The organism is Pseudomonas sp. FW305-3-2-15-C-LB1, from assembly GCF_058787615.1.
Map to the genome: position 1 here is coordinate 260,419 of NZ_JBYSZX010000004.1, position 22,921 is coordinate 283,339.

Annotated in this window: 19 protein-coding genes; 10 read left to right on the top strand and 9 right to left on the bottom strand. The window is 62.4% G+C overall.

Going from position 1 to position 22,921, the window contains the following annotated elements:
* Positions 1 to 16 precede the first annotated feature (16 nt).
* From AC3WP7_RS10595 to AC3WP7_RS10605, 3 genes are all read left to right on the top strand, one after another.
* Entirely contained in the window at positions 17 to 1,612 is a 1,596-nt protein-coding gene (locus AC3WP7_RS10595) for a GMC family oxidoreductase (RefSeq protein WP_092241939.1), read from the top strand.
* Between the two features lie 114 nt (positions 1,613 to 1,726).
* Entirely contained in the window at positions 1,727 to 2,206 is a 480-nt protein-coding gene (gene coaD / locus AC3WP7_RS10600) for a pantetheine-phosphate adenylyltransferase (RefSeq protein ID WP_003176711.1), read from the top strand.
* A gap of 100 nt (positions 2,207 to 2,306) precedes the next feature.
* Positions 2,307 to 2,558, top strand: a complete 252-nt coding sequence (locus AC3WP7_RS10605) for a YfhL family 4Fe-4S dicluster ferredoxin (RefSeq protein WP_003176712.1) — start codon at positions 2,307 to 2,309, stop codon at positions 2,556 to 2,558.
* A 122-nt stretch (positions 2,559 to 2,680) separates the two neighbouring features.
* Here AC3WP7_RS10605 and mutM read toward each other — a convergent pair whose 3' ends face one another.
* A complete protein-coding gene (gene mutM, locus AC3WP7_RS10610) occupies positions 2,681 to 3,493 on the bottom strand; it encodes a bifunctional DNA-formamidopyrimidine glycosylase/DNA-(apurinic or apyrimidinic site) lyase (protein WP_071490390.1) in 813 nt (270 codons plus the stop codon).
* A gap of 21 nt (positions 3,494 to 3,514) precedes the next feature.
* Positions 3,515 to 4,327, bottom strand: a complete 813-nt coding sequence (locus AC3WP7_RS10615) for an HDOD domain-containing protein (RefSeq protein ID WP_170856052.1) — start codon at positions 4,325 to 4,327, stop codon at positions 3,515 to 3,517.
* A gap of 277 nt (positions 4,328 to 4,604) precedes the next feature.
* Between AC3WP7_RS10615 and AC3WP7_RS10620 the strand changes: the two genes are divergently transcribed.
* The 4 genes from AC3WP7_RS10620 to AC3WP7_RS10635 all read left to right on the top strand — a co-directional run bounded on the left by AC3WP7_RS10620 (position 4,605) and on the right by AC3WP7_RS10635 (position 10,716).
* Positions 4,605 to 5,801 carry a class I SAM-dependent rRNA methyltransferase gene (locus AC3WP7_RS10620; RefSeq protein WP_003195152.1) on the top strand — a complete coding sequence of 399 codons (1,197 nt, stop codon included), beginning with the start codon at positions 4,605 to 4,607 and terminating at the stop codon, positions 5,799 to 5,801.
* A gap of 125 nt (positions 5,802 to 5,926) precedes the next feature.
* Positions 5,927 to 7,117, top strand: coding sequence for an MFS transporter (locus AC3WP7_RS10625; RefSeq protein WP_092241930.1), 1,191 nt, complete (start codon positions 5,927 to 5,929; stop codon positions 7,115 to 7,117).
* Positions 7,118 to 7,342: 225 nt separating this feature from the next.
* A complete protein-coding gene (ilvD, locus tag AC3WP7_RS10630; RefSeq protein ID WP_092241922.1) occupies positions 7,343 to 9,184 on the top strand; it encodes a dihydroxy-acid dehydratase in 1,842 nt (613 codons plus the stop codon).
* A 122-nt stretch (positions 9,185 to 9,306) separates the two neighbouring features.
* Positions 9,307 to 10,716 carry a surface-adhesin E family protein gene (locus AC3WP7_RS10635; RefSeq protein ID WP_093120591.1) on the top strand — a complete coding sequence of 470 codons (1,410 nt, stop codon included), beginning with the start codon at positions 9,307 to 9,309 and terminating at the stop codon, positions 10,714 to 10,716.
* Between the two features lie 74 nt (positions 10,717 to 10,790).
* Here the strand turns inward: AC3WP7_RS10635 and AC3WP7_RS10640 are convergent, their stop codons facing one another.
* From AC3WP7_RS10640 to AC3WP7_RS10655, 4 genes are all read right to left on the bottom strand, one after another.
* Positions 10,791 to 13,238: a TonB-dependent siderophore receptor gene (locus tag AC3WP7_RS10640; protein ID WP_092241915.1), complete on the bottom strand. Its 2,448-nt coding sequence runs from the start codon at positions 13,236 to 13,238 to the stop codon at positions 10,791 to 10,793.
* A 132-nt stretch (positions 13,239 to 13,370) separates the two neighbouring features.
* Complete coding sequence (locus AC3WP7_RS10645) at positions 13,371 to 14,318, bottom strand: FecR family protein (protein WP_092241912.1); 948 nt, start codon at positions 14,316 to 14,318, stop codon at positions 13,371 to 13,373.
* Positions 14,315 to 14,848: an RNA polymerase sigma factor gene (locus AC3WP7_RS10650; protein ID WP_092241910.1), complete on the bottom strand. Its 534-nt coding sequence runs from the start codon at positions 14,846 to 14,848 to the stop codon at positions 14,315 to 14,317. Before AC3WP7_RS10650 ends, AC3WP7_RS10645 begins: the two co-directional genes overlap by 4 nt.
* A gap of 214 nt (positions 14,849 to 15,062) precedes the next feature.
* Positions 15,063 to 16,121, bottom strand: coding sequence for a phosphorylcholine phosphatase (locus AC3WP7_RS10655; protein ID WP_092241908.1), 1,059 nt, complete (start codon positions 16,119 to 16,121; stop codon positions 15,063 to 15,065).
* 240 nt (positions 16,122 to 16,361) lie between these two features.
* On the opposite strand from AC3WP7_RS10655, the gene AC3WP7_RS10660 reads away from it, so the two are divergent.
* Positions 16,362 to 17,753 carry an L-cystine transporter gene (locus tag AC3WP7_RS10660; protein ID WP_071490396.1) on the top strand — a complete coding sequence of 464 codons (1,392 nt, stop codon included), beginning with the start codon at positions 16,362 to 16,364 and terminating at the stop codon, positions 17,751 to 17,753.
* Positions 17,754 to 17,828: 75 nt separating this feature from the next.
* On the opposite strand, the gene AC3WP7_RS10665 is transcribed toward AC3WP7_RS10660, so the two are convergent.
* Positions 17,829 to 18,341 carry a dihydrofolate reductase gene (locus tag AC3WP7_RS10665; RefSeq protein ID WP_093514107.1) on the bottom strand — a complete coding sequence of 171 codons (513 nt, stop codon included), beginning with the start codon at positions 18,339 to 18,341 and terminating at the stop codon, positions 17,829 to 17,831.
* A gap of 69 nt (positions 18,342 to 18,410) precedes the next feature.
* Between AC3WP7_RS10665 and AC3WP7_RS10670 the strand changes: the two genes are divergently transcribed.
* Together AC3WP7_RS10670 and AC3WP7_RS10675 are read left to right on the top strand one after the other, a co-directional pair.
* Positions 18,411 to 19,781 (top strand): DUF2868 domain-containing protein, encoded by a 1,371-nt coding sequence (locus AC3WP7_RS10670; RefSeq protein ID WP_102591817.1) that lies wholly within the window; start codon positions 18,411 to 18,413, stop codon positions 19,779 to 19,781.
* Complete coding sequence (locus AC3WP7_RS10675) at positions 19,774 to 21,141, top strand: DUF3482 domain-containing protein (protein ID WP_102591816.1); 1,368 nt, start codon at positions 19,774 to 19,776, stop codon at positions 21,139 to 21,141. The genes AC3WP7_RS10670 and AC3WP7_RS10675 overlap by 8 nt, the downstream gene beginning before the upstream one ends.
* On the opposite strand, the gene AC3WP7_RS10680 is transcribed toward AC3WP7_RS10675, so the two are convergent.
* Both AC3WP7_RS10680 and AC3WP7_RS10685 read right to left on the bottom strand, forming a co-directional pair.
* Positions 21,138 to 21,692, bottom strand: coding sequence for a phosphonate degradation HD-domain oxygenase (locus AC3WP7_RS10680; RefSeq protein ID WP_102591863.1), 555 nt, complete (start codon positions 21,690 to 21,692; stop codon positions 21,138 to 21,140). The genes AC3WP7_RS10675 and AC3WP7_RS10680 overlap by 4 nt on opposite strands.
* On the bottom strand, positions 21,692 to 22,825 hold the full coding sequence (locus tag AC3WP7_RS10685) for a TIGR03364 family FAD-dependent oxidoreductase (RefSeq protein WP_092241893.1): 1,134 nt from the start codon (positions 22,823 to 22,825) through the stop codon (positions 21,692 to 21,694). The genes AC3WP7_RS10680 and AC3WP7_RS10685 overlap by 1 nt, the downstream gene beginning before the upstream one ends.
* Positions 22,826 to 22,921 lie beyond the last annotated feature (96 nt).

A 22,921-nucleotide genomic window follows, 5' to 3' on the forward strand; every position in this document is an offset into this window, starting at 1 on the left:
ACAAGAGACGACCCTGATGCCCGTACCCGACCTGTTCCGCGACGGCATGGCCCGTGGCTGGAAAACCCACAATGGCGCCACCCTCGATAACGACCTGACCCTGGAAGCCGATGTGGTGATCATCGGCAGCGGTGCCGGCGGCGGCACCACTGCCGAAGTCCTCAGTGCCGCCGGCTACAAGGTGCTGCTGATCGAAGAAGGCCCGCTCAAGACCAGCAGCGACTTCAAGCTATTGGAGGACGAGGCCTACACCAGCCTGTACCAGGAGGGCATCGGTCGCATGAGCAAGGACGGCGCCATCACCATCCTGCAGGGCCGGGCCGTGGGCGGCACTACGCTGATCAACTGGACGTCCAGCTTCCGCACCCCGGACGCCACCCTCGCCCACTGGGCCAGCGAGTACGCCGTGAAGGGCCACAGCAGCGCCGAAATGGCGCCCTGGTTCGAAAAGATGGAACAACGCCTGGGCATCGCGCCCTGGGCCCTGCCACCCAACCCCAACAACGATGTGATCCGCAAAGGCTGCGAAAAGCTCGGTTACAGCTGGCATGTGATCCCGCGCAATGTGCGCGGCTGCTTCAACCTGGGCTATTGCGGGATGGGCTGCCCGGTCAACGCCAAGCAATCGATGCTGGTGACCACCATCCCGTCCACCCTGGAAAAAGGCGGCGAGCTGTTGTACCTGGCCCGCGCCGAGCGCCTCAAATACAGCGGCGACACCATCAGTAGCCTGGAATGTATGGCGATGGACGAGCGTTGCGTGGCGCCTACCGGACGCAAGATCACGGTGAAGGCCAAACATTACGTGCTCTCGGGCGGCGGCATCAACAGCCCCGCGCTGCTGATGCGCTCGGACGCGCCCGACCCGCACTCGCGGCTGGGCAAACGCACATTCCTGCACTTGGTGAACTTCTCCGCCGGGCTGTTCGACGAGGTGATCAACCCGTTCTACGGCGCGCCGCAGTCGATCTATTCCGACCATTTCCAGTGGCAGGACGGCACCACGGGGAAAATGTCGTACAAGCTGGAGGCGCCGCCCTTGCACCCGGCGCTGGCCAGCACCCTGCTCGGCGGTTACGGCACCCAGAACGCCCTGGACATGAGCCAATTGCCCAACACCCACGCGATGCTGGCACTGCTGCGCGACGGCTTCCACCCCGACAGCCCGGGCGGCAGCGTGGAGCTACGTGGCGATGGCACGCCGGTGCTCGACTACCAGGTGTCGGACTACGCCTGGAATGGCTTGCGTCGTGCCTTCCACAGCATGGCCGAGATCCAGTTCGCGGCGGGCGCCAAGTCGGTCAAGCCGCTGCATCACGATGCCCGCTACGTAAAAACCCTGGGCGAAGCGCGCACGCTGATTGAAGGCCTCAATCTGGAACTGCATCGCACCTGCCTGGGCAGCGCCCATGTGATGGGCGGTTGCGCCATGGGCGAAGACCCGAAAAATGCAGTGGCCGACAGCCTGGGGCGCCATCATCAGTTGCGCAACCTGTCGATCCACGATGGCTCTCTATTCCCCACCAGCATTGGGGCCAACCCACAATTATCGGTGTACGGTTTGACCGCCCAACTGGCGACAGCCTTGGCCGAACGTCTGAAAACAGCGTGAAAAAACACGGTATTCGCCGTGTCTATAGTGCTTTCTTCTGCATAAGTTGACTTTCCCGACCGGGACGGCTGCGATACCATCCGGTTCCCCAACGGACTCCGCCAGGACGACGCGATGAACCGAGTGTTGTACCCAGGTACCTTCGACCCGATTACCAAAGGCCATGGCGATCTGGTCGAACGTGCCTCACGCTTGTTCGACCATGTGATCATCGCGGTCGCGGCCAGCCCCAAGAAAAACCCGCTGTTTCCCCTGGAACAGCGTGTGGAGTTGGCGCGTGAGGTCACCAAACACCTGCCCAATGTGGAAGTCGTGGGCTTTTCCACACTGTTGGCGCATTTCGCCAAAGAGCAGAACGCCAATGTGTTCCTGCGCGGCCTGCGTGCAGTGTCGGACTTCGAGTACGAGTTCCAGTTGGCCAACATGAACCGCCAACTGGCGCCGGACGTGGAAAGCCTGTTCCTCACACCGTCGGAACGCTATTCGTTCATTTCCTCGACGTTGGTCCGTGAAATTGCCGCTTTGGGCGGAGATATCACCAAGTTCGTGCACCCGGCCGTGGCGGATGCACTGACCCTACGCTTCAAGAAATAAGCCCCCAATCGGCGCCTGCTCGCACTGCGGGCGCCAATGCGGCACAATTGCGCGCATTAGTTTTCAGATGCCTTGGCGGACGGCCCTGGCAGGAGTTTCCATGTCCCTGATCATCACCGACGATTGCATCAACTGCGACGTCTGCGAACCTGAGTGCCCGAACGCCGCGATTTCCCAAGGCGAAGAGATCTACGTGATCGACCCCAACCTGTGCACCCAGTGCGTCGGCCACTACGACGAGCCTCAGTGCCAGCAAGTGTGCCCGGTGGATTGCATCCCGCTGGATGAAGCCCATCCCGAGACGCAAGAGCAACTGATGGAGAAGTACCGCAAGATTACCGGTAAGGCCTGACCCACCTTTAGCGCCTGTCATGACCTCATCGGGGGCAAGCCCCCTCCCACATTTGGATTGCGCACACTTTCACTGTGGGAGGGGGCTTGCCCCCGATGGCAATATCAGCAATCACCCATCAATCAGCTCTGGCACTTAGGGCAAAACACACTCGCCCGCTGTCCCAGCACCACATTGCGCAATTCGCTGCCGCAGACCTTGCACGCCTCGCCGCCCCGGCCATAGACGAACAGTTCCTGCTGGAAATACCCCGGCTGCCCGTCGCCGCCGATAAAGTCGCGCAGCGTGGTGCCGCCACGCTCGATGGCCGCCGCCAGCACGCGCTTGATCTCGATCGCCAGCTTCAAATAACGCGCTCGCGAAATACCACCCGCCTCACGACGCGGATCGATCCCCGCCGCAAACAGCGCTTCCGTCGCGTAGATATTGCCCACACCCACCACCACCGCGTTGTCCATGATGAACGGCTTCACCGCCATCGACCGCCCACGGGACAGCTGGAACAGACGCTCGCCGTCAAACAGGTCGGTCAGCGGCTCCGGCCCCAGTCGGATCAGCAGTTCATGGTTGTGCGGGTCCTGGCTCCAGAGCATCGCGCCAAAACGCCGAGGATCGGTGTAGCGCAGGGCCAGGCCGGATTCGAGCTCGATATCCACATGTTCATGCTTGGCCGCCGGCATGCCGGCCTCTACCAGACGCAGGTTGCCCGACATGCCGAGGTGGCTGATCAAGGTGCCCACTTCGGCATTGATCAACAGGTACTTGGCCCGCCGCTCCACCAGCACGATGCGCTGCCCGGACAGGCGCACATCGAGGTCTTCCGGGATCGGCCAGCGCAGGCGCCGTTCGCGCACCACCACACGGCTGACCCGCTGGCCTTCCAGGTGCGGCGCAATCCCGCGCCGGGTGGTTTCGACTTCTGGTAACTCGGGCATAGGTGCCTCTTTAAGGAAGGATCAGTGGGCGCCCAGTTCGCGGATCGACAATTTCATACTCTCGAAGTCGTAGTCCGACAGCCCCACGTAGTCCAGCACCAGGTGGCCGATGGTATTCCATTCATGGTCCACCGTCTGGCTGCCCAGTACACGGTAGGACGAGCAGATATGCTCGGCCATTTTCAGGATCGCCAGCAGGTTCTTGAGCTGCGGAGTGCGCGACGACTCATCGCTGAAGATCGCCAAGGCGTTGTGGTGGTTGGCGATGGCGTCGGTCACATGCTGCGGCAGGCGCCAGGATTTGGCGGTGTAGTAGCCGACCACGGCATGGTTGGTGTTGAACGCGTTGTTCTCGGTGTCGACCACGCGGCAATCGGGGCCGGCATTGGCATACGCCTGCTCCAGCACCGCCATGTAGTTGGGGAAGCGCTTGAGCATCAGCGGCACGCCACAGTCATGGAACAGACCCAGGGCATAGGCCTCGTCCACCGCCTGGGCGCCGGTGCGCTTGGCCAGGGTGAGGCAGGTCATGGCCACATCCTGGGCGGTGTCCCAGAAGCGGTTGAGGGTGACGATGGTGTCGTCGCTCATCTCGCCCTTGATCGACAACGCGTTGATCAGGTTGATGATCGAACGACTGCCCAACAGGTTCACTGCGCGCTGGATCGACGCGATCTTGTTGCTCAGGCCGTAATACGACGAGTTGACGATCTTCAGCAGTGCGCCCGACAGGCCCGGGTCCTGGGAGATCAGCCGCGCGATCACTTCCAGGTCCGGATCGGGCATGTATTGCTCCATCTGCAAATCCACCATGATTTGCGGCTGGGGCGGCACGCTGATGCCCTGCAGGGCCTGTTGGATCTGTTCGGCGGAAAGCTCTTGGGACATAAGTACATACTCTGGGCTAGACGGGGATTCTAACCTCTAAGCAAACCTGACCGACACCCAAATGCCCGATTGAAACCGGACTAAATGTGGGAGGGGGCTTGCTCCCGATGGCATCACCGCCGTACGTCAGATACACCGCGCCGCCTGCATCGCGGGCAAGCCCATGCCCACATGAACCGCGCCGCAACAGGTATACTCCCGCTCTTTTTTCCGGAGCGACGTCATGTCCCTGCCAAGCCTGCGTCTCAAAGCCAACGCCGATCGTCGTTTGCGCAACGGCCACCTGTGGGTCTACAGCAACGAAATCGACGTGGCCGCCACCCCACTCCACGGTTTCCAGGCGGGTGACCAGGCCATCCTCGAAGCGGCCGGCGGCAAGACCCTGGGCATCGTGGCCATGAGCCCGAACAACCTGATCTGCGCCCGCCTGCTGTCGCGCGACATCAAGTTGCCGCTGGACAAGTCGCTGCTGGTGCACCGCCTGAACGTCGCCCTGTCCCTGCGTGACCGCCTGTTCGACAAGCCGTTCTACCGCCTGGTCTACGGCGACTCCGACCTGTTGCCGGGCCTGGTGGTCGACCGTTTCGGCGACATCCTGGTGGTGCAGATCGCCTCGGCGACCATGGAAGCCCATAAAGAAGACGTGATCGCTGCCTTGACCCAAGTGCTCAAGCCAAGCGGCATCCTGTTCAAGAACGACTCCGCCGCGCGCGATGCCGAAGGCCTCAACCGCTACGTCGAAACCGTGTTCGGCCTGGTGCCGGAGTGGGTAGCGCTGGAAGAAAACGGCGTGAAGTTCGAAGCCCCGGTAATCCAGGGCCAGAAAACCGGCTGGTTCTACGACCACCGCATGAACCGCGCCCGCCTGGCCCCGTATGCCAAGGGCAAGCGCGTGCTGGACCTGTACAGCTACATCGGTGGCTGGGGCGTGCAGGCTGCGGCCTTCGGCGCCAGTGAAGTGTTCTGCGTCGACGCCTCCGCCTTCGCCCTCGACGGCGTGGAGCGCAACGCCGCGCTGAACGGCTTTGCCGAGAAGATGACCTGCATCGAAGGCGACGTGTTTGAAGCCTTGAAAGAACTGAAAGCCAGCGAAGAACGCTTCGATGTGATCGTCGCCGATCCACCGGCCTTCATCAAACGCAAGAAAGACATGAAAAACGGCGAAGGCGCCTACCGCCGCCTCAACGAGCAAGCCATGCGCCTGCTCAGTAAGGACGGCATCCTGGTCAGCGCGTCGTGCTCCATGCACTTGCCGGAAGATGACCTGCAAAACATCCTGCTGACCAGCGCCCGTCACCTGGACCGTAATATCCAGATGCTCGAACGTGGTGGCCAGGGTCCGGATCATCCGGTGCATCCGGCGATTGCCGAGACGCGGTATATCAAGAGCATTACGTGCCGGTTGTTGCCGAATAGCTGATGCCGCTGGCCTGTAGGGGCCTCCGGGTTCCTACAGGCTTTCAGGAAGTTTCGCTCAAAACCAGGCTTTGACTTTCCTCTACTCAGACTCGATCCTCGACTCCCTCACGGAATCGAGGCTCGCCCATGTCGACGGCAATCACACAGGCTGAAAAACCTTTCATTGTTTTCTGGCTGATGACCATGACCCTGCTGGGCGTCTTCCCGCTTGACGTCGTGCTGCCTTCCTTTCCCGCCCTGGCGGAACACTTCTCCACCTCCACCACCCAGGTCGCCCGCTCGGTCAGCCTGTTCGCCATTGGCTTTTCCTGCGCCATGCTGTTGATCGGCCCGCTGTCCGACAGGATCGGCCGCAAGAAGCTGCTACTGGCCAGCATGCTCGTCGCAATCATGGGTGCGGCCGGGTGTTTAACCGCCAGCACGACCGCCCAATTCCTGTTCTTTCGCGTCATCCAGGCCATGGGTTGCGGCGGTTTCATACTGTCCCAAGCGTTGGTGCAGGACCTTTTCTTCGGCAGAGAACAAGAGCGGTTGCGGATCGCCATGGCTACGGCCGGGGGAATTTTCATTTCGGTTTCCCCGCTGCTGGGCGCGTGGCTGCAACTGCACGGGGGGTGGCAAGCCAGCTTCTATCTGTTTATAGCGCTCTGTGCAGCCACCCTGATCATGGCTCACCGGCTACTCCATGGCGGCTTGCCTCAAGCGGCACCAAGCCGCCAAAGCATGTTCAAGGCCTACACCAAGGTCTTCGCCAGCCGGCACTTCGCCAGCTATGCCACGATCTCCGCGATTACCTTCGCCTGTCATTTCTCGTTCATCGTTGTGTCACCGCTGATTTTCATGGACCAGTTGCAGCTGACGCCCCACGAATACTCGTTGACCCTGCTCCTCTACGGCGCCGCTTATGTACTGGGCGGTGTCAGTGCGGGCTTGTTGCACAAGCGACTACCGGCCGCGACCCAGATGGCCACCGGGCTGGTGCTGATCGCGATCTCGGGCATCGTCATGCTGGTCCTCGCCTATCAGTTCGGCTTATCAACCCCGACCGTGCTGGTGCCCATGCTGCTCTGCACAGCAGGCACGACCATCACCCGCCCCATTTCCAATTCCAAGGCCATGAGCTTGTTTCCGGACAATGCAGGGACGGCGGCCTCAGCGGTGGCGGCAGTGCTATTCATTGCCGGTGGTCTTATCAGTGCATTCATCAGCACCTTTACCCACCATCTGAGTACCGCGCTGGGTCTGTGCTTTCTGATGCTGAGCGCCGTCGCCCTGGCCCTGAACGCATGGGCGCGGCGTCACCCGCACGTCCCGTAGCCGCTATCTTCACGGTTTCGGTCATTCCCTCCCGCCGCCAGCGGTGTAGAATCGGCCTATTCATCGCCAGTCATCCCCCGGCGGGTTTATGAGCTCGAGGCCCAAGCAAGCGGCGATCCCGCGACGCGAGTGGCAACTTCCGGACACACGGCCATTTTTCGGGTGTTCCAGACGTCAATAGAAGCTCACTCCCTTTTGATACCGATTAGCCGCCCGGAGTGCTCCATGCCAGATTACCGCTCGAAAACATCCACCCACGGCCGCAACATGGCCGGCGCGCGCGCACTATGGCGTGCCACGGGGATGAAAGATGACGACTTCAAGAAGCCGATCATCGCGATTGCCAACTCGTTCACCCAGTTCGTACCCGGCCACGTCCATCTCAAGGACCTGGGCCAACTGGTCGCCCGCGAGATCGAACGCGCCGGTGGCGTCGCCAAGGAATTCAACACCATCGCCGTGGATGACGGCATCGCCATGGGCCATGACGGCATGCTGTATTCCCTGCCGAGCCGCGAGATCATCGCCGACTCCGTGGAATACATGGTCAACGCTCACTGCGCCGACGCCATCGTCTGCATCTCGAACTGCGACAAGATCACCCCTGGCATGCTGATGGCCGCCCTGCGCCTGAACATCCCGGTGATCTTCGTCTCCGGCGGCCCGATGGAAGCCGGCAAGACCAAACTCGCCTCCCACGGCCTCGACCTGGTCGACGCCATGGTCATCGCCGCCGATTCCAGCGCTTCTGACGAGAAGGTCGCGGAATACGAGCGCAGCGCTTGCCCAACCTGCGGCTCGTGCTCCGGCATGTTCACCGCCAACTCGATGAACTGCCTGGTGGAAGCCCTGGGCCTGGCCTTGCCGGGCAACGGCTCGACGCTGGCCACCCACAGCGACCGCGAGCAGCTGTTCCTGCAGGCCGGCCGCACCATCGTCGAGCTGTGCAAGCGCTACTACGGCGAGAACGATGAGTCGGTATTGCCGCGTAACATCGCCAACTTCAAGGCGTTCGAGAACGCCATGACCCTGGACATCGCCATGGGCGGTTCCACCAACACCATCCTGCACTTGCTGGCCGCGGCCCAGGAAGCCGAGATCGATTTCGACCTGCGCGACATCGACCGCCTGTCCCGTCACGTGCCGCAACTGTGCAAGGTCGCGCCGAACATCCAGAAGTACCATATGGAAGACGTGCACCGCGCCGGCGGGATCTTCTCGATCCTCGGTTCGCTGGCTCGTGGCGGCCTGCTGCACACCGATCTGCCGACCGTGCACAGTCCATCCATCGCCGAAGGCATCGCCAAGTGGGACATCACCCAGACTGACGACGAAGCCGTGCACACCTTCTTCAAGGCTGGCCCGGCCGGTATCCCGACGCAAACCGCGTTCAGCCAGTCGACCCGTTGGGACACCCTCGACGACGACCGTGAAAACGGCTGCATCCGCAGTGTCGAGCACGCCTACTCGAAAGAAGGCGGCCTGGCCGTGTTGTACGGCAACATCGCCCTGGATGGCTGCGTGGTGAAAACCGCCGGTGTGGATGAGTCGATCCATGTGTTCGAAGGCAACGCGAAGATCTTCGAAAGCCAGGACAGCGCCGTGCGCGGCATCCTCGCCGACGAAGTGAAGGAAGGCGACATCGTGATCATCCGCTACGAAGGCCCGAAAGGCGGACCGGGCATGCAGGAGATGCTGTACCCGACGTCCTACCTGAAATCCAAGGGCCTGGGCAAAGCCTGCGCCTTGCTGACCGACGGCCGCTTCTCCGGCGGTACTTCGGGCCTGTCCATCGGCCACGCTTCGCCGGAAGCCGCTGCCGGTGGCGCAATTGGCCTGGTGCAGGACGGCGACAAGGTGCTGATCGACATTCCGAACCGCTCGATCAACCTGTTGATCAGCGACGAAGAACTGGCGGCACGCCGGGTCGAGCAGGACAAGAAAGGCTGGAAACCGGTGGAGAAGCGTCCGCGCAAAGTCACCACCGCATTGAAAGCCTATGCCCTGCTGGCCACCAGTGCCGACAAGGGCGCGGTGCGTAACAAGGCGATGCTCGACGGCCTGTAAGCCTCGCCCATGAAAATGCCCCGCCAAGTGCGGGGCATTTTTTTGCCTGGCGTTCTGACGCTGTAGTTTTTCATACGCCGGCCGATAACAGGCGCATCTGTATTCTCAAGGAAGTTACCCGCATGGATGCCCGCTTTACCGCTCTACGCCCAGCTGCATGGGCGCTTTCCCTATTGGCGTTGGCCGGTTGCAGCTCGCTGCAAAAGCCTCAGGTGGACCCAGGCCTGGCACTCTTCAACGAAGCCATGACACTGCCGGCGCTCGACTACACCATCCTGCGCAACGGCGACAGAGTCGCGTACTCCGTCGACTTGCAGCAAAACCCGATCTCTGTGCAGTTCGACGCCTACTGCACACAAGGTCCTGGAAGGATGTTCTACCCCACGCGCACGGGCCTGCGGGCTTTTACTCCCTCACCGGCAACAGGCGTCGACCTGCCAGCGGCACAGGCCCAACAACTGCAGCAAAGCGCTCAATTGCAGAGCGTATGCAAGGCACGCCCCCTGCCCGACTGGCGGGTGCTGCAAACCTCTGCCGATCAGGGCTGGCTGCTGATCGACCGTAACAGCGTGCAGCAGCAAGGCAGTCAGATATCCGTCTGGGCCGCAGAGGATTACCTGCACTATCAGGTCGCCAAGACCGCATCGTTGTTTACTCAACGGCAGGAGCGGCTGACCCTGGATTGCACACAACGCACCATTACGTTGATGAGCCAGTTCAACCTCGATGAAACGCGCCAGATGATCAACGGCGAAATCCGTCGACAATTCAAGCCGCAAGCCTTGGATCAAGCTTCCGGCGAACATGCCCAGCTCTTCAAGGCTCTGTGCCAGGCGCCGGTGGAGCTGGCCCGGTTACCCGCTTTCAAGGCGCGCCAGGCATTGCCACCCGCTGCCAGCGCAACCAATGCCAACCCAGCCGTACTGGCGGCCATCCGAGCGCTCGGCCTGCCTGCGCCAACCCGCACCCTGAGCGAGCTGGCCTACGACTATGACGCCGTGCTCTTCAACAACACCCGCGTGGGCGACCAGACCAAGCAGACATTCATCAGTGTCGACAAAGCATCGGGTCAGACGCTGGTACAAACACGCGACTCGGCACTTGGCTTTAACCAGGAGCTGACCTTCCAAGGCCTGTTTGATCTGGACAGCCAAGGTCTCGACCGCAAAACAGGCACTGACAAGGTGAAGACACGCCTCTTGGTTGGCCTGAGCTTTCAAGGCGATTGGCGTAACTTGCCCCTCGCCAGTGAGGTGAGCTACACCCAAACGTGGTCAAAATCCATCAACCCCGATGGCAGTCCTTCGCCGGAGAACAGCGAGCCAAGAACCGTGACCTGCAAGGTCGCTCGGGAAATCCCGGCCGCCACCCTGACCCCGGACCTGAAGGGGCAAGCAAAGGTACTCGACTGCGTTCAGATGAAAGGTTGGACTTACCAGGCAGCCTACCTGAGCGACTATGGGCTGTTCATCAAATTGGGTGAGAACGCGTTGGTTGCGCAATGGAACTGGCATTTGAAATCGGTGAAGTGACGCGCGATAGCGTGGGTTGTTTGATCCCATGAAAATGCCCCGCCACGTGCGGGGCATTTTTATTCCGGTTGCACTCAGAACTGTGGGGTGTAGGTCATGGTGAACATCACATTGCGCGGGTCGCCATAGTAGTTACTGCCCCAGTTCGCGTTGTACGCCGGGATGTAGTACTTCTTGTCGAACATATTGTTCAGGTTCGCCGCGACGGTGAATTCCTGGTTGATCTTGTAGGCCACCCGCGAATCCCACAGTGCATTGCCCGGCACGCTGAAGGTGCGATCGTAGGCGACGGTGCTGCTTTGCGCCGTTACGCCTGCGCCGACGCTGACCTTCTGCCAGTCCCCCGGCAACTGGTAATCGCCCCACACCTTGAGCAGGTGCTTGGGCGTCCAGGTGCTGAAGACCTTGCCTTCGTAGGTGTCGTCCTTGAGGAACTTGGTGGTGTTGTACGTGTAGCTGGAGACCAGTTGCAGACCCGGCAGCACTTCACCGCCCAATGTGGCTTCAAAACCCTGGCTGCGGACCTTGCCCGAGGCCACCGAGCAGTACCAGCCATTACAGTTCATCGGCCCTTGCAGGTCCTGGACGCCACGATTTTCCTGGTCGTAGCGGAAGATCGCGAATGAAGTGTTGAGGCGGCCATCGGCCAGTTCACCCTTGATGCCCAGCTCGTAGTTCTTGCCCTCGATAGGCTTGAGCAGAGATCCCGAGGTGGTCAGGTTGGTTTGCGGCTCGAACGCATCGGCGTAGCTGGCGTAGGCCGACCATTGATCGTTCAGGGCATAGACCAGGCCTGCATACGGCGTGACCTTGCCGGAGGTTTGCGTGGTGCTTTCCTCGGCAACGCCGTACACGCCCTGGCGGCCGTTCTGGCCAATATAGGAGTACTCATACCAACTGGTGCGCGCGCCGAGGATCAGCGTGAGCGGGTCCAGCACCTTGACGCGCCAGGTGCCATAGATGCCTTTCTGACGGATGTCATACCAGCTCTTCGAGGCGTTCCCCGCCTGGAACAACTGGTATTTGTCGCGCTGCACACGGTTATGGTCGATGTTGAAAATATCCGCGCCATTCGTTGCCGCCCGCGCCCACTGGTCGTCGGTGGTGAGTTTGGAATAGTTGGCGCCCAGAACCATTTCCTGTTGGAAACCCAGGCCGTCGAACTTGCCGTTGACATACACATCCGCGCCGCGACTTTTGGTATTGAAGTCGGTCACCCAGTCGATGTAGCGCACATTGCCCGTGTCGCCGGGGTTGGGGACAGTATCCCACGTCGCCTGGTAGGTCGCGTCGTTGTGTTCGTCCATCGCCACCAGCGCGGCCTTCACCTTCCAGTCATCGTTGAAACGATGCTCCAGGTCGGCGAACACCTGGGTCTGGTTGTTGACGGCACGGTTCCAGCTGGCGCCGACAAAGGTCGAGCGCGGCAGGCCGATATCACTGCCATTGGCGTAGCGGGGCAGCGACATGAAGTTGGGGCGTGAGTGGCCTTTCTGGTTGCTGATGCCGACGCCCACGGTGGTGTCTGGCGTGAAGTCGTAGTCGACGGCGCCATAGACGGTCTGATTCCAGCCGCCCGCGTAGTCGACGAAGGAGTTGGTGGTGTCGTAATCCGCCACAAACCGGCCGCGCAAGGTGCCTTCCGGGTTGAGCGGGCCACCGGCATCGACTTGGGTGCCGTAGTGGTCCCACGAGCCGGCCTTGGCGGTGATGGTCACTGTCGGTGCCTGCTGGCCACGCTTGCGCACCAGATTCATGGTGCCGCCGGGGCTATTCGCGCCTTGCAGCAAGGCCGCCGGGCCGCGCAGGGTTTCGACGCGGTCATAGATCGCCATGTTTTCCGTGAGGTAGCTGCCCAGCGTATAGGTGTTACGCGGGATTCCCACGCCGTCGTATTGCAGCGTGCCGACTTCGAAACCACGGGAGAAGATGAACATGCCAGGGCCAGGAGATTTGGTCGCCGTCAGGCCGGGCGTGCGCTTGACCACGTCGGAGAGCTTCGTGGTGTTCTGGTCGTCCATCTGCTTGCGGGTCATGACGCTGACCGACTGCGGGATGTCCTTGAGTTTCTGCTCGCCCTTGCCGATGGTCACGGCACCCGTGGTGTAGGAGCCGGTGCCTTCGGTGGTGACGCCCAGGCGCTCGGCGCTGATGGTGGTGGCGCCGACTTCGAGGGCGCCACCGGCGTCCACACGCTTTTCCAGGGTAACGGTATCGGCATTGATAAACGCCGCACTCAACCCCGTGCCGCCGAGCAGTTGCCCCAAGGCTTCACGCTGCCCCAGGTTGCCCTTCACCCCCGGTGACACCACACCCTGGGTCAACTCACCATTCACCAGTACCTGCACCCGTGTCACTGCCGAAAATGCCGCCAGCGCACCGTCCAGGCTTTGCCCCGGAATATCGAATCGATAAGTCTGGGCCTGGGTGGTTTCGGCGGCCTGCAGATACAGCGGCGCAGTGCCGCAGGCCATGGAAATAGCCAGTGCCAGCAAGGGCCGCGCGGCGAATCGGTGTGCCATGGATGGTGCTCCCCGGTGCAAAAAAGTCTGTGATCGGCGCCGCACTACTTGAGAGTGCTTACTATTTACGCCTCAGTGATCAAGGACGATGGCTTGCGGGGAAACCCTGAAAATATTTTGCAAAAGTTGCCGCTAAGAGGCTTTGCCTTCGCGCAACACCAGTAAATACGGGGTGTAGTGCTCAGCGCGCAGGTTGAGGGTGTATTCCAGCGCCTTGATCACGGCTTCCGGTTTGTCGATCTCGAACACGCCGGACACCACGCGATTGCGCAGCGCATCGCCCAACACCAGGGTCTTGCCAGGCCAGTAGCGGTTCAACTCGCTGACCACTTCCGACAGCGGTTGTTGGCGGAACACCAGTTGTCGCTGGCGCCAGGCGAAACCGCTGGCCGCATCGAAACCGTGGGCCTCGGCAAGGTGCTGGCCCTGATATTCCACGGCCCGTCCCGGCTCCAGGTAGACCGGCTCACCGGCGCCCGCGCTGACCTGCACCTTGCCCTGCGCCACTTGCACCCGCGTCTGCGCATCCCGCCTTGCCACGCTGAACTGGGTGCCGACCACCGTCACCCAGCCCTCGCCGGACTGCACCACGAAGGGCCGCGCCGGGTCTTTGGTCACGCTGAAAAAACCTTCCCCGCGCAACAGACGAATCTGACGCTCACCGCTGCTCATGCGTACCTGAACGGCGCTGTCGGTATTGAGCTGCAACTGGGAGCCGTCCGCCAACTCGACTGTGCGCGTTTCGCCGGTGCCGGTGGCGTAGTCCGCGCGCAGGCGGTCGAGCCAGGGCGTGTTCTGCACGGTCAACCCAACCGCCAGCAGCACGGCAGCGGCATAAGCCCAGCGCCGCGCGGGTTTGCGCCACGCGACCTGCTCGGCGCGGCGGATCAGCCGTGCCGGTTCACGCAAACCGCCGAGCATCGCCTGCACTTCCTGCCACGCGTCGTCCTGGGGCTGGCCCTGCCCGAGCCAGGCGGCAAAAGCGTCCATCTCGGCCGGGGTCACGTCCTCGGCCTGCAAGCGGAAGTACCAGGCGGACGCTTCTTCGAACAACGCGTCGGCAGTGGGTAACGCAGTCATGACCGACGTCCTTGTGTGTCGCAGGCGAGCCGCGTCTTGATGTAGGCACGGCATTCAATCAAGGCGCGGCGCAGTTGGTATTCCACGCTGCGCGGGCTGATCGACAGGCGTTCGCCAATCTCGCGGTAGGAAAGTTCGTCGACATGATAGAGCAGGAAGATCTGCCGAGTCGCTGCGGGCAACGCCAGGATTGCGTCCTGCATCAGTTGCTCCTGCTGGTAGGCGGCCAGTTGTTCGTCGGCACCGGGGTTGCCGCACGGCAGTTCTTCGCTGGGCTCGCCGGCATCCAGGCGCTCACGGCGGATGGCCTGGCGCTGGTGATCGCGCACCAGGTTGCTGGCGATGGTGAAGAGGAAGGCTGGCAGGTTGTCGATCTTCTCGCCGGAGTCCAGACGTGCCAGGCGCAGGAACGATTCCTGGGTCAGGTCGGCGGCCACCTGGGCGCTGCCGGTGCGGCGGGTGACGAAGGCTTCGAGGGCTTTCTTCTGCTCCGCGAACAGGCGCGCGATCTGCGAATTCCAGGAGGACACAGCACTACCTTGAGAAGAACGGAGGGTTCAGGAAGTGCGCACGCTAGCAGATGATGAGATTGGTTCGCAATTGATATCTATTTTTGCTGTAGCTTTTGGCCTGTCAATCAGATAGCTATCGGGGGCAAGCCCCCTCCCACACTGACTGCATTCTCATGTTGGAACTCGGTCAACTGTGGGAGGGAGCTTGCCCCCGATTAAAGCCACCTCGGACTTACTGGATTTCATCAGGCTTGACGATCACCCAGTTCTTGTCCGCCGTCACCGGCAACCCTTCCTTGGCCTGCGCCGCCGCGTGCTTGGCGATCATGCCGTTCAACTGGGTCATGTATTTGTCCTTGCGGTTGATCCACAGGTGGATACCACCCTTGGCCACGTCCACGTCGTGAAACAGCATGTAGCCATCGCTGGTCGGGGTGTCGCCACCCACCAGTACCGGCTTTTTCCATTCGTCGATGTAGGTGAGGATCGCCGCGTGCTTGCCGGCCATCCAGGTCGCCGGGGTCCACAGGTAGGGCGTGAGTTCCAGGCCCAGGTTGGCCTTTTCGTCATACTTGCCGGCGGTGATCTGTTTGCGCGCGGTGGTCAGCTCGCCGGTCTTGCGGTCCTTGAGCAAGGTGGTCACGCCGATGACGTTCTCGGGCTTGACGTTGTAGCCGTACTTCGGATCGGCGGCGACCATGCGCACCAGCTCTTCGGAAGCGGCGGTCATCACATACACCTCGATGCCGTTTTCCATCAGTTTGTTGTATAGCTCGGCCTGGCCGGTGAAGACTTTCGGCGGTTGCACCTCGGACTTCTTAACGGCGTCGCCTTCGAAATAAGTGACGGGCACGGGCTTGCCGGAGGCCATCAGCTCATCGACCTGCACTTTGAGCTCCTTGAGGGTGAACCCCGAGAACACCTGGGCAACCCACGGGTAACAGACCATGTCGTCCACTTCGCAGAGGCGATAGTAGTAGCTGAACAGACTTTCCTTATGGTCGGCAGTGTCTTTGAACGGCATAAGCTTGAGCGACGGATCAAGGCTGTCGCGGGTAATCAGGCCCTTGTTTTCCATGTAGGGCAGCAGGGACTCTTCGAGGTCGTAGCGGTAGCTGGTGTTGTCCATGTCGAACACCGCGAAATTGCCCTTGTTGGCGTTGGCGGCGATCATTTTGTTCAGTTGCTCGGCGGCCGGGGCCGGCCAGTGTTTCAACTCGGTAGCGGCCATGGTTGGCCCGGCAAGGCCCAAGCACAGTGCGGCGGCAAACAATCTCGAAGCGAGCTTCATATGCGTTTCTCCCTGAGTGAAAAACATCGACGCTAACAAATCCCTGTGACAGTTATCGCCCGAGCACGACCGCTTGCGTCGTGAACGCGCCAAGGACATGTGCCTGAGCGTCAAGGGCTTATTCCAAAAACGACAGTCACCATTCCATATCGGTATTAAATCAATATATTTCAAGCTGTTAGGCTTTCCGGTTCGCAATCGCAGGCTCGCGCGATTGGCTGCCTTCTCAACGGAGCTTCAATGAATCTGCCCCTGATTCTCAACTTACTGGTGTTCGTGGCCCTGCTGCTGGGCCTGGCACAAACCCGTCGCACAAACTGGAGCCTCGCCAAGAAGGTGCTGTTTGCCCTTGTACTCGGCGTGGTGTTCGGCACCGTGCTGCACACGGTCTACGGTGACGGCAACCCGGTACTCAAGGCCTCCATCGGCTGGTTCGACCTAGTCGGCAACGGTTATGTGCAACTGCTGCAAATGATCGTGATCCCGCTGGTATTCGCGTCGATCCTCAGCGCCGTGGCACGCCTGCACAACGCCTCGTCCCTGGGCAAGATCAGCTTCCTGACCATCGGCACACTGCTGTTCACCACCGCGATTGCGGCGCTGATCGGCATCGCCCTGACCAACCTGTTCGGCCTCACCGCCGAAGGCCTGGTGGCCGGCACCCAGGAAATGGCGCGCCTGCAAGTGATCCAGAGCGATTACGCGGGCAAGGTCGCCGACCTGAATATCCCGCAACTGCTGCTGTCGTTCGTGCCGGCCAACCCGTTCGCCGACCTGGCCCGGGCCAAGCCGACCTCGATCATCAGCGTGGTGATTTTCGCCGCATTCCTGGGGGTTGCCGCACTGCAACTGCTCAAGGATGACGTGGAAAAGGGCCAGAAAGTCCTCAACGCCATCGACACCCTGCAAGCCTGGGTGATGCGCCTGGTGCGCCTGGTGATGAAGCTGACGCCGTATGGCGTATTGGCGCTGATGACCAAAGTGGTCGCCGGCTCCAACCTGCAAGACATCATCAAGCTCGGCAGTTTCGTGGTGGTGTCGTACCTGGCCCTGGGCCTGATGTTCGTGGTGCACGGCCTGCTGCTGTCCCTGGCCGGGATCAACCCGCTGCGCTTCTTCCGCAAGGTGTGGCCGGTGCTGACCTTTGCCTTCACCAGCCGCTCCAGCGCGGCGGCGATCCCGCTGAGCATTGAAGCGCAGACCCGTCGCCTGGGCATCCCGCAATCCATCGCTGGGTTTGCCGCCTCGTTCGGCGCGACCATCGGCCAGAACGGTTGCGCCGGCCTCTACCCGGCGATGTTGGCGGTGATGGTCGCGCCGACCGTGGGCATCAACCCGCTGGACCCGCTGTGGATCGCGACCCTGGTGGCGATTGTGACCTTGAGCTCGGCCGGTGTGGCCGGCGTGGGCGGCGGCGCGACCTTCGCCGCCCTGATCGTGCTGCCGGCCATGGGCTTGCCGGTGTCACTGGTGGCGCTGCTGATTTCCGTAGAGCCACTGATCGACATGGGCCGTACGGCGCTGAACGTAAATGGCTCGATGACGGCCGGTGCGATCACCAGCCAGGTCATGGGGCAGACGGATAAGGCGCTGTTGAATGCCGATGAGCATGCGGAATTAGCGCAAGCCTGATAGATAGCAATCGGGGGCAAGCCCCCTCCCACACTTGAAGGTCAAGATGTGGGAGGGGGCTTGCCCCCGATGCTTTTAGGCTTTTTCCCAGACTTCAAAGTTGTAAGCAGGCTTATCACCTTCAGCTGGATTCTCCAGATTGGAAACCAACTTCCACTGGCCCCGATCAAACTCCGGAAACCAGGCATCCCCCTCCGGGCTCAACGCCACCCGCGTCAAATACAGGCGATCCGCCTGCTCCAGCCCCTGCGCATACAACTGCGCGCCGCCGATCAGCATCAGCTCGTCAACGCCTTGCGCCGTTGCCCATTCCTCAGCGCGCTCCACCGCGGCCTCCAGAGACGGAAAAACTTCCGCACCTTCCAGCGCCAGATCGGTCTGACGGCTGACCACGATGTTCAAGCGCCCCGGCAACGGTCGGCCCAGGGAGTCCCAGGTCTTGCGCCCCATGATGATCGGCTTGCCGAGCGTGGTGGCCTTGAAATATTTGAAATCCCCCGGCAAATGCCAGGGCATGCTGTTGTCGACGCCGATCACACGGTTTTCACCGAGGGCTGCGATCAGGCTTAAAGGGAGAGTTTTTTTCATGGCGACGAGAATACCAGAGCCCCGAGCCAGGGGTTATGCTCCAGGCTCACAAACACGACAGGACAACGCGTGACTCCTTTGCACACACTCTGGCTGACAGAAACCGTGCGCCTGCGCGAAGAACACGCCGGCCCTCTGGAAGACCTGGAAGCCAGCCGCCTGGCCCGCACCGCCGGTGGCGACCTGCCGACGCGCATCCAGCACCGCGCCCTGCACCTGGCCGAGCGCGATGGGCTCACGACCGCCCTCACCCGCTGGGTGCAAGGCGCACGTCTGGCGCTGGTGCTGCTGGCGGTCGTCGCGGTGATCAGCGGTGCGGGCCTGGCCTTTGCCGCGCTGGGCAACGGTCTGGTCCCGGTGAATGTGTTCTGGGCCTTGGGCAGCTTGCTCGGCTTGAACCTGATCCTGCTGATCAGTTGGGCCTTGGGCCTGCTGTTTGCCGGTGAACACAGCGCCAGCCTGGGGCGACTGTGGTTATGGCTCAGCGAAAAACTCGCCCGTGACGCGAAGGCTGCGCAGCTGGCGCCCGCACTGCTGCTATTGCTGCAACGCCAGAAACTCAATCGCTGGGCCGTAGGTGTGCTGGTCAATAGCCTGTGGTTGCTGGCGTTGCTCAGCGCCCTGGTGATTCTGCTGACACTACTCGCCACCCGCCGCTACGGCTTCGTGTGGGAAACCACCATTCTCGGCGCCGACACCTTCGTCGCCGTCACCCAGGCCCTCGGCGCCCTGCCCGCCCTGCTGGGCTTCAATGTGCCGACCGTCGAGATGATCCGCGCCAGCGGCGATTCCGCGCTGAATATCGAAAGCGCCCGCCAGGCCTGGGCCGCATGGCTGGTGGGCGTGCTGCTGGTCTATGGCCTGTTGCCCCGCTTGATCCTTGCCCTGCTCTGCCTGTGGCGCTGGAAACGTGGGCGCGCCGCGCTGCGCCTGGACCTCAACCTGCCCGGCTACAGCCAATTGCGCGAACGTCTGATGCCGAGCAGCGAGCGCCTCGGGGTCAACGATGCCGCCCCCGAACAACTGCATCACGTCAGCGGCGGCGTCAGCGAACTGCAAAGCGACGGCGCGCTGCTGGTGGCCATCGAACTGGACGACCAGCGCCCCTGGCCGCCCAAACTGCCGCACAACGTGAAGAACGCCGGGATCCTCGATAGCCGCGAATCGCGCAACAAACTGCTGGAACAACTCACGCGCTTCCCGCCCGCACGCCTGGCCATCGCCTGCGACCCGCGCCGCTCGCCGGATCGCGGCAGCCTGGCGCTGATCGCCGAACTCGCCCGCAGCGCCACCGCCACCCGCGTGTGGCTGCTGCAAGCGCCGCCCGGCCAGGCCCTCGATGCCGAGCGCCTGGGCGACTGGCACACCGCGCTGCAACAGCTTGAATTGCCCTTTGCCGACTGCGCACCGCTGAACTGGCTGGAGACCGGTCATGACTAAGCCCCTGAAACTCGCCGTGGTTGGCCACACCAATGTCGGCAAGACGTCGCTGCTGCGCACCCTTACGCGAGATGTGGGCTTCGGCGAAGTGTCCCATCGTCCCAGTACCACACGGCATGTGGAAGGCGCACGCTTGTCGGTGGACGGCGAAGCCCTGCTGGAGCTGTACGACACCCCCGGCCTGGAAGACGCCATCGCCCTGCTCGATTACCTGGAGCGCCTGGATCGCCCCGGCGAACGCCTCGACGGCCCGGCCCGCCTGGCGCGGTTCCTGGAAGGCAGCGAAGCGCGCCAGCGTTTCGAACAGGAAGCCAAGGTGCTGCGCCAACTGCTGGCCTCCGACGCCGGCCTGTATGTGATCGACGCCCGCGAGCCGGTACTGGCCAAATACCGCGACGAGCTGCAAGTGCTGGCCAGTTGCGGCAAGCCGTTGCTGCCGGTGCTCAACTTTGTCAGCAGCAGCGACCACCGCGAGCCGGACTGGCGCGAAGCCCTGGCTCGGCTTGGCCTGCACGCGCTGGTGCGCTTCGACAGCGTGGCACCGCCGGAAGACGGCGAGCGGCGCCTGTATGAAAGCCTCGCCCTGCTGCTGGAAAACGCACGGCCGCAATTGGAACGGCTGATCCTGGATCAAGGGGCGCAGCGCCAGGCCCGCCAGCAAAGCGCCGCCCGGCTGATCGCCGAACTGCTGATCGACTGCGCCGCCTGCCGCCGTAGCGTGGTCAGCGAAGATGAACAACACGCCATCGGCGACCTGCGCAAAGCCGTGCGCCAACGCGAACAAAAGTGTGTGGAAGCGCTGCTCAAGCTGTTCGGCTTCCGCCCGCAGGATGCCGCCGCCAGTGACTTGCCGCTGCTGGACGGGCGCTGGGGCGACGACCTGTTCAACCCGGAAACTCTAAAGCAACTCGGCGTGCGCGTCGGTGGCGGGATCGCCGCAGGCGCAGCGGCGGGTGCCGGTGTGGATCTGTTGGTCGGCGGCCTGACCTTGGGCGCCGCCGCCCTGGCCGGCGCCATTGCCGGTGGCGCGCTGCAAACCGCACGCAGCTATGGCAGCCGGCTGCTGGGCAAGATCAAAGGCCAGCGCGAGCTGACCGTGGACGACAGCGTATTGCGCCTGCTCGCTCTGCGCCAACGCCAGTTGCTCAAGGCCCTGGACCTGCGCGGCCATGCGGCGATGCACAGCATCAAGGTCGACACGCCCCAGGACAAGACCTGGCGCGAGGGCAAGTTGCCGGATGCATTGCACAAAGCCCGCGCCCACCCGCAGTGGTCGTCGCTCAACCCTCACCCCAGGCTCAGCCAGGCCGAGCGCCAGGAACAGATCGAAGCACTGGCCCGGCGCCTCGACGAAACCTAAGCCGCCAGCACCTGCCGCGCCTTGGCCTTGAGCACCTCGAGGTCGAGCACCGGCACTTGCATTGCCTTGGCCTGCTCGTCCCAATGACGCATGCGCAGGCTGATCTCGCAGAGCGGGTCTTGTTCAAACGCCTGCGCCTCTTCCTGAGTCATTACACCGCCCTGGTACCCGAGCGTACGGCGGCTGGCTTCGCTCAGGCGGGCGTAATAACCCGGCTGGCTGAAGGTCAGGTAGCGCTTGGCTTGCACGTGATACTCCACCAGTTTGGCCATGCGCTCGCTGAAGCCTGCACGACGCAAGTAATCGGCGCCGAGCTGCTCATGACTGACCACGCCATAGCCGCCCATGTTTTCGCCGCCCTCGCCGCACAAGTGCCCGATATCGTGGAAAAACGCCGCCAGCACCACTTCATCATCGAAGCCTTCGGCCATGGCCAACTGTGCGGCCTGGGACATGTGCTCGATCTGCGACACCGGCTCGCCGATGTAATCCGCCGTGCCGTGCTGTTCGTACAAGCCGAAGACTTCGGCGATGGTCTGTTCCGGGTTGATCACGCCGCCCCCCACAAGGTTGTGATATTTCGCTCAGCCATTGCCGGCCCCACGCTCATGCCCACACCGGTGTGCATCAACGCCGCGCTCACACCCGGCGCCGCCCGCAGGAACGAAAACGGCGCCGGCCCGCGTGAGCCGTACACGCCCTGCCAGCGCTCCACGACCTGGATCTTGCAGCCCAGGGTCTGCTCGGCCAGCGCGATCATCCAGTCATCGACCTGCTCGGCATTGAACGGCGATGCATCGCTGCCGTAGTCATGGGAGTCACCGATGATCAGTTCGCCATGGGGCGTCGGGCTGATCAGCAAATGGATACCGTGCTCATGCAGGTGCGGTGCCTCCCGCAGGATTTGCGCCTGCACCGGCGCGGCTTCCGGCAGGTCGGCAAAGGCACCGTAATGCACGCAGCTCAAGCCGGTGAGCAACGCGTGTTGCAGGTTCAGGTTCACCGCTGGCCGCGCGCGCAGCATTTGCAGGCGGCAGATGCTCGGGTTGAGTTCGGCCATCGCTTCGGCCAGCAGGGTCTGGTAGTCGTGGCCGGAGCACACGATGATCTGTTCAGCGCGAAAGCTGCCTGCCGTGCTGTGCAACTGGCCCGGTTCGACGTCGCGCACCAGCGTAGAGAAGTAAAACTGCACCTTCAGCTCTTGCGCCAGGTAGTTGATCAGCGCCGGGATCGCTTCGCGCGAATAGAGTTGCTGATCGTCCTTGCCATGCAACGCAGCGCGGTGATGGCGGAACTGGCCGCCGTACAGGTCCTTCATCGCTGCGCCTTGCAGCAGGTCGACGTTGTAGCCGTGTTCCTGCGCACGGCCAGCGCAGAACGCTTCCAACAGATGCTCTTCGGCTTCGGTGCGGGCGAACAGGTAGGCGCCGTTGCGCTTGAGTTGCAGCCCGGCGACCTGCGCCCAATGGCCCCAGATCTCACGGCTTTCGCGTGCCAGGTCGAGCATCGGCCCCGGTGGTTGGCCGGTCACCAGCGCCTGGCCGAAGTTGCGCACCGAAGCGCCCAAGGGCGTGGCGCTGCGTTCGAACACCTTGACCTTGAGGCCGCGTTTGGCGGCGGCGTAGGCGTGGGACAGGCCGAGGATGCCGGCACCGATGATCAGCAGGTCGCTGTGGTGTGTCATATCGTAATGTCCTGTTTTGCAGACCGCCATCGGGGGCAAGCCCCCTCCCACAGTTCGATTAGTGTGGGAGGGGGCTTGCCCCCGATGAGGCCAGTA

What these genes read in the sequence shown, in the direction of transcription:
- AC3WP7_RS10595 (WP_092241939.1), top strand. Translation starts at nt 17, where the DNA reads ATGCCCGTACCCGACCTGTTCCGCGACGGCATGGCCCGTGGCTGGAAA.
- coaD (WP_003176711.1), top strand. Translation starts at nt 1,727, where the DNA reads ATGAACCGAGTGTTGTACCCAGGTACCTTCGACCCGATTACCAAAGGC.
- AC3WP7_RS10605 (WP_003176712.1), top strand. Translation starts at nt 2,307, where the DNA reads ATGTCCCTGATCATCACCGACGATTGCATCAACTGCGACGTCTGCGAA.
- mutM (WP_071490390.1), bottom strand. Translation starts at nt 3,493, where the DNA reads ATGCCCGAGTTACCAGAAGTCGAAACCACCCGGCGCGGGATTGCGCCG.
- AC3WP7_RS10620 (WP_003195152.1), top strand. Translation starts at nt 4,605, where the DNA reads ATGTCCCTGCCAAGCCTGCGTCTCAAAGCCAACGCCGATCGTCGTTTG.
- AC3WP7_RS10625 (WP_092241930.1), top strand. Translation starts at nt 5,927, where the DNA reads ATGTCGACGGCAATCACACAGGCTGAAAAACCTTTCATTGTTTTCTGG.
- ilvD (WP_092241922.1), top strand. Translation starts at nt 7,343, where the DNA reads ATGCCAGATTACCGCTCGAAAACATCCACCCACGGCCGCAACATGGCC.
- AC3WP7_RS10635 (WP_093120591.1), top strand. Translation starts at nt 9,307, where the DNA reads ATGGATGCCCGCTTTACCGCTCTACGCCCAGCTGCATGGGCGCTTTCC.
- AC3WP7_RS10640 (WP_092241915.1), bottom strand. Translation starts at nt 13,238, where the DNA reads ATGGCACACCGATTCGCCGCGCGGCCCTTGCTGGCACTGGCTATTTCC.
- AC3WP7_RS10645 (WP_092241912.1), bottom strand. Translation starts at nt 14,318, where the DNA reads ATGACTGCGTTACCCACTGCCGACGCGTTGTTCGAAGAAGCGTCCGCC.
- AC3WP7_RS10655 (WP_092241908.1), bottom strand. Translation starts at nt 16,121, where the DNA reads ATGAAGCTCGCTTCGAGATTGTTTGCCGCCGCACTGTGCTTGGGCCTT.
- AC3WP7_RS10660 (WP_071490396.1), top strand. Translation starts at nt 16,362, where the DNA reads ATGAATCTGCCCCTGATTCTCAACTTACTGGTGTTCGTGGCCCTGCTG.
- AC3WP7_RS10665 (WP_093514107.1), bottom strand. Translation starts at nt 18,341, where the DNA reads ATGAAAAAAACTCTCCCTTTAAGCCTGATCGCAGCCCTCGGTGAAAAC.
- AC3WP7_RS10675 (WP_102591816.1), top strand. Translation starts at nt 19,774, where the DNA reads ATGACTAAGCCCCTGAAACTCGCCGTGGTTGGCCACACCAATGTCGGC.
- AC3WP7_RS10685 (WP_092241893.1), bottom strand. Translation starts at nt 22,825, where the DNA reads ATGACACACCACAGCGACCTGCTGATCATCGGTGCCGGCATCCTCGGC.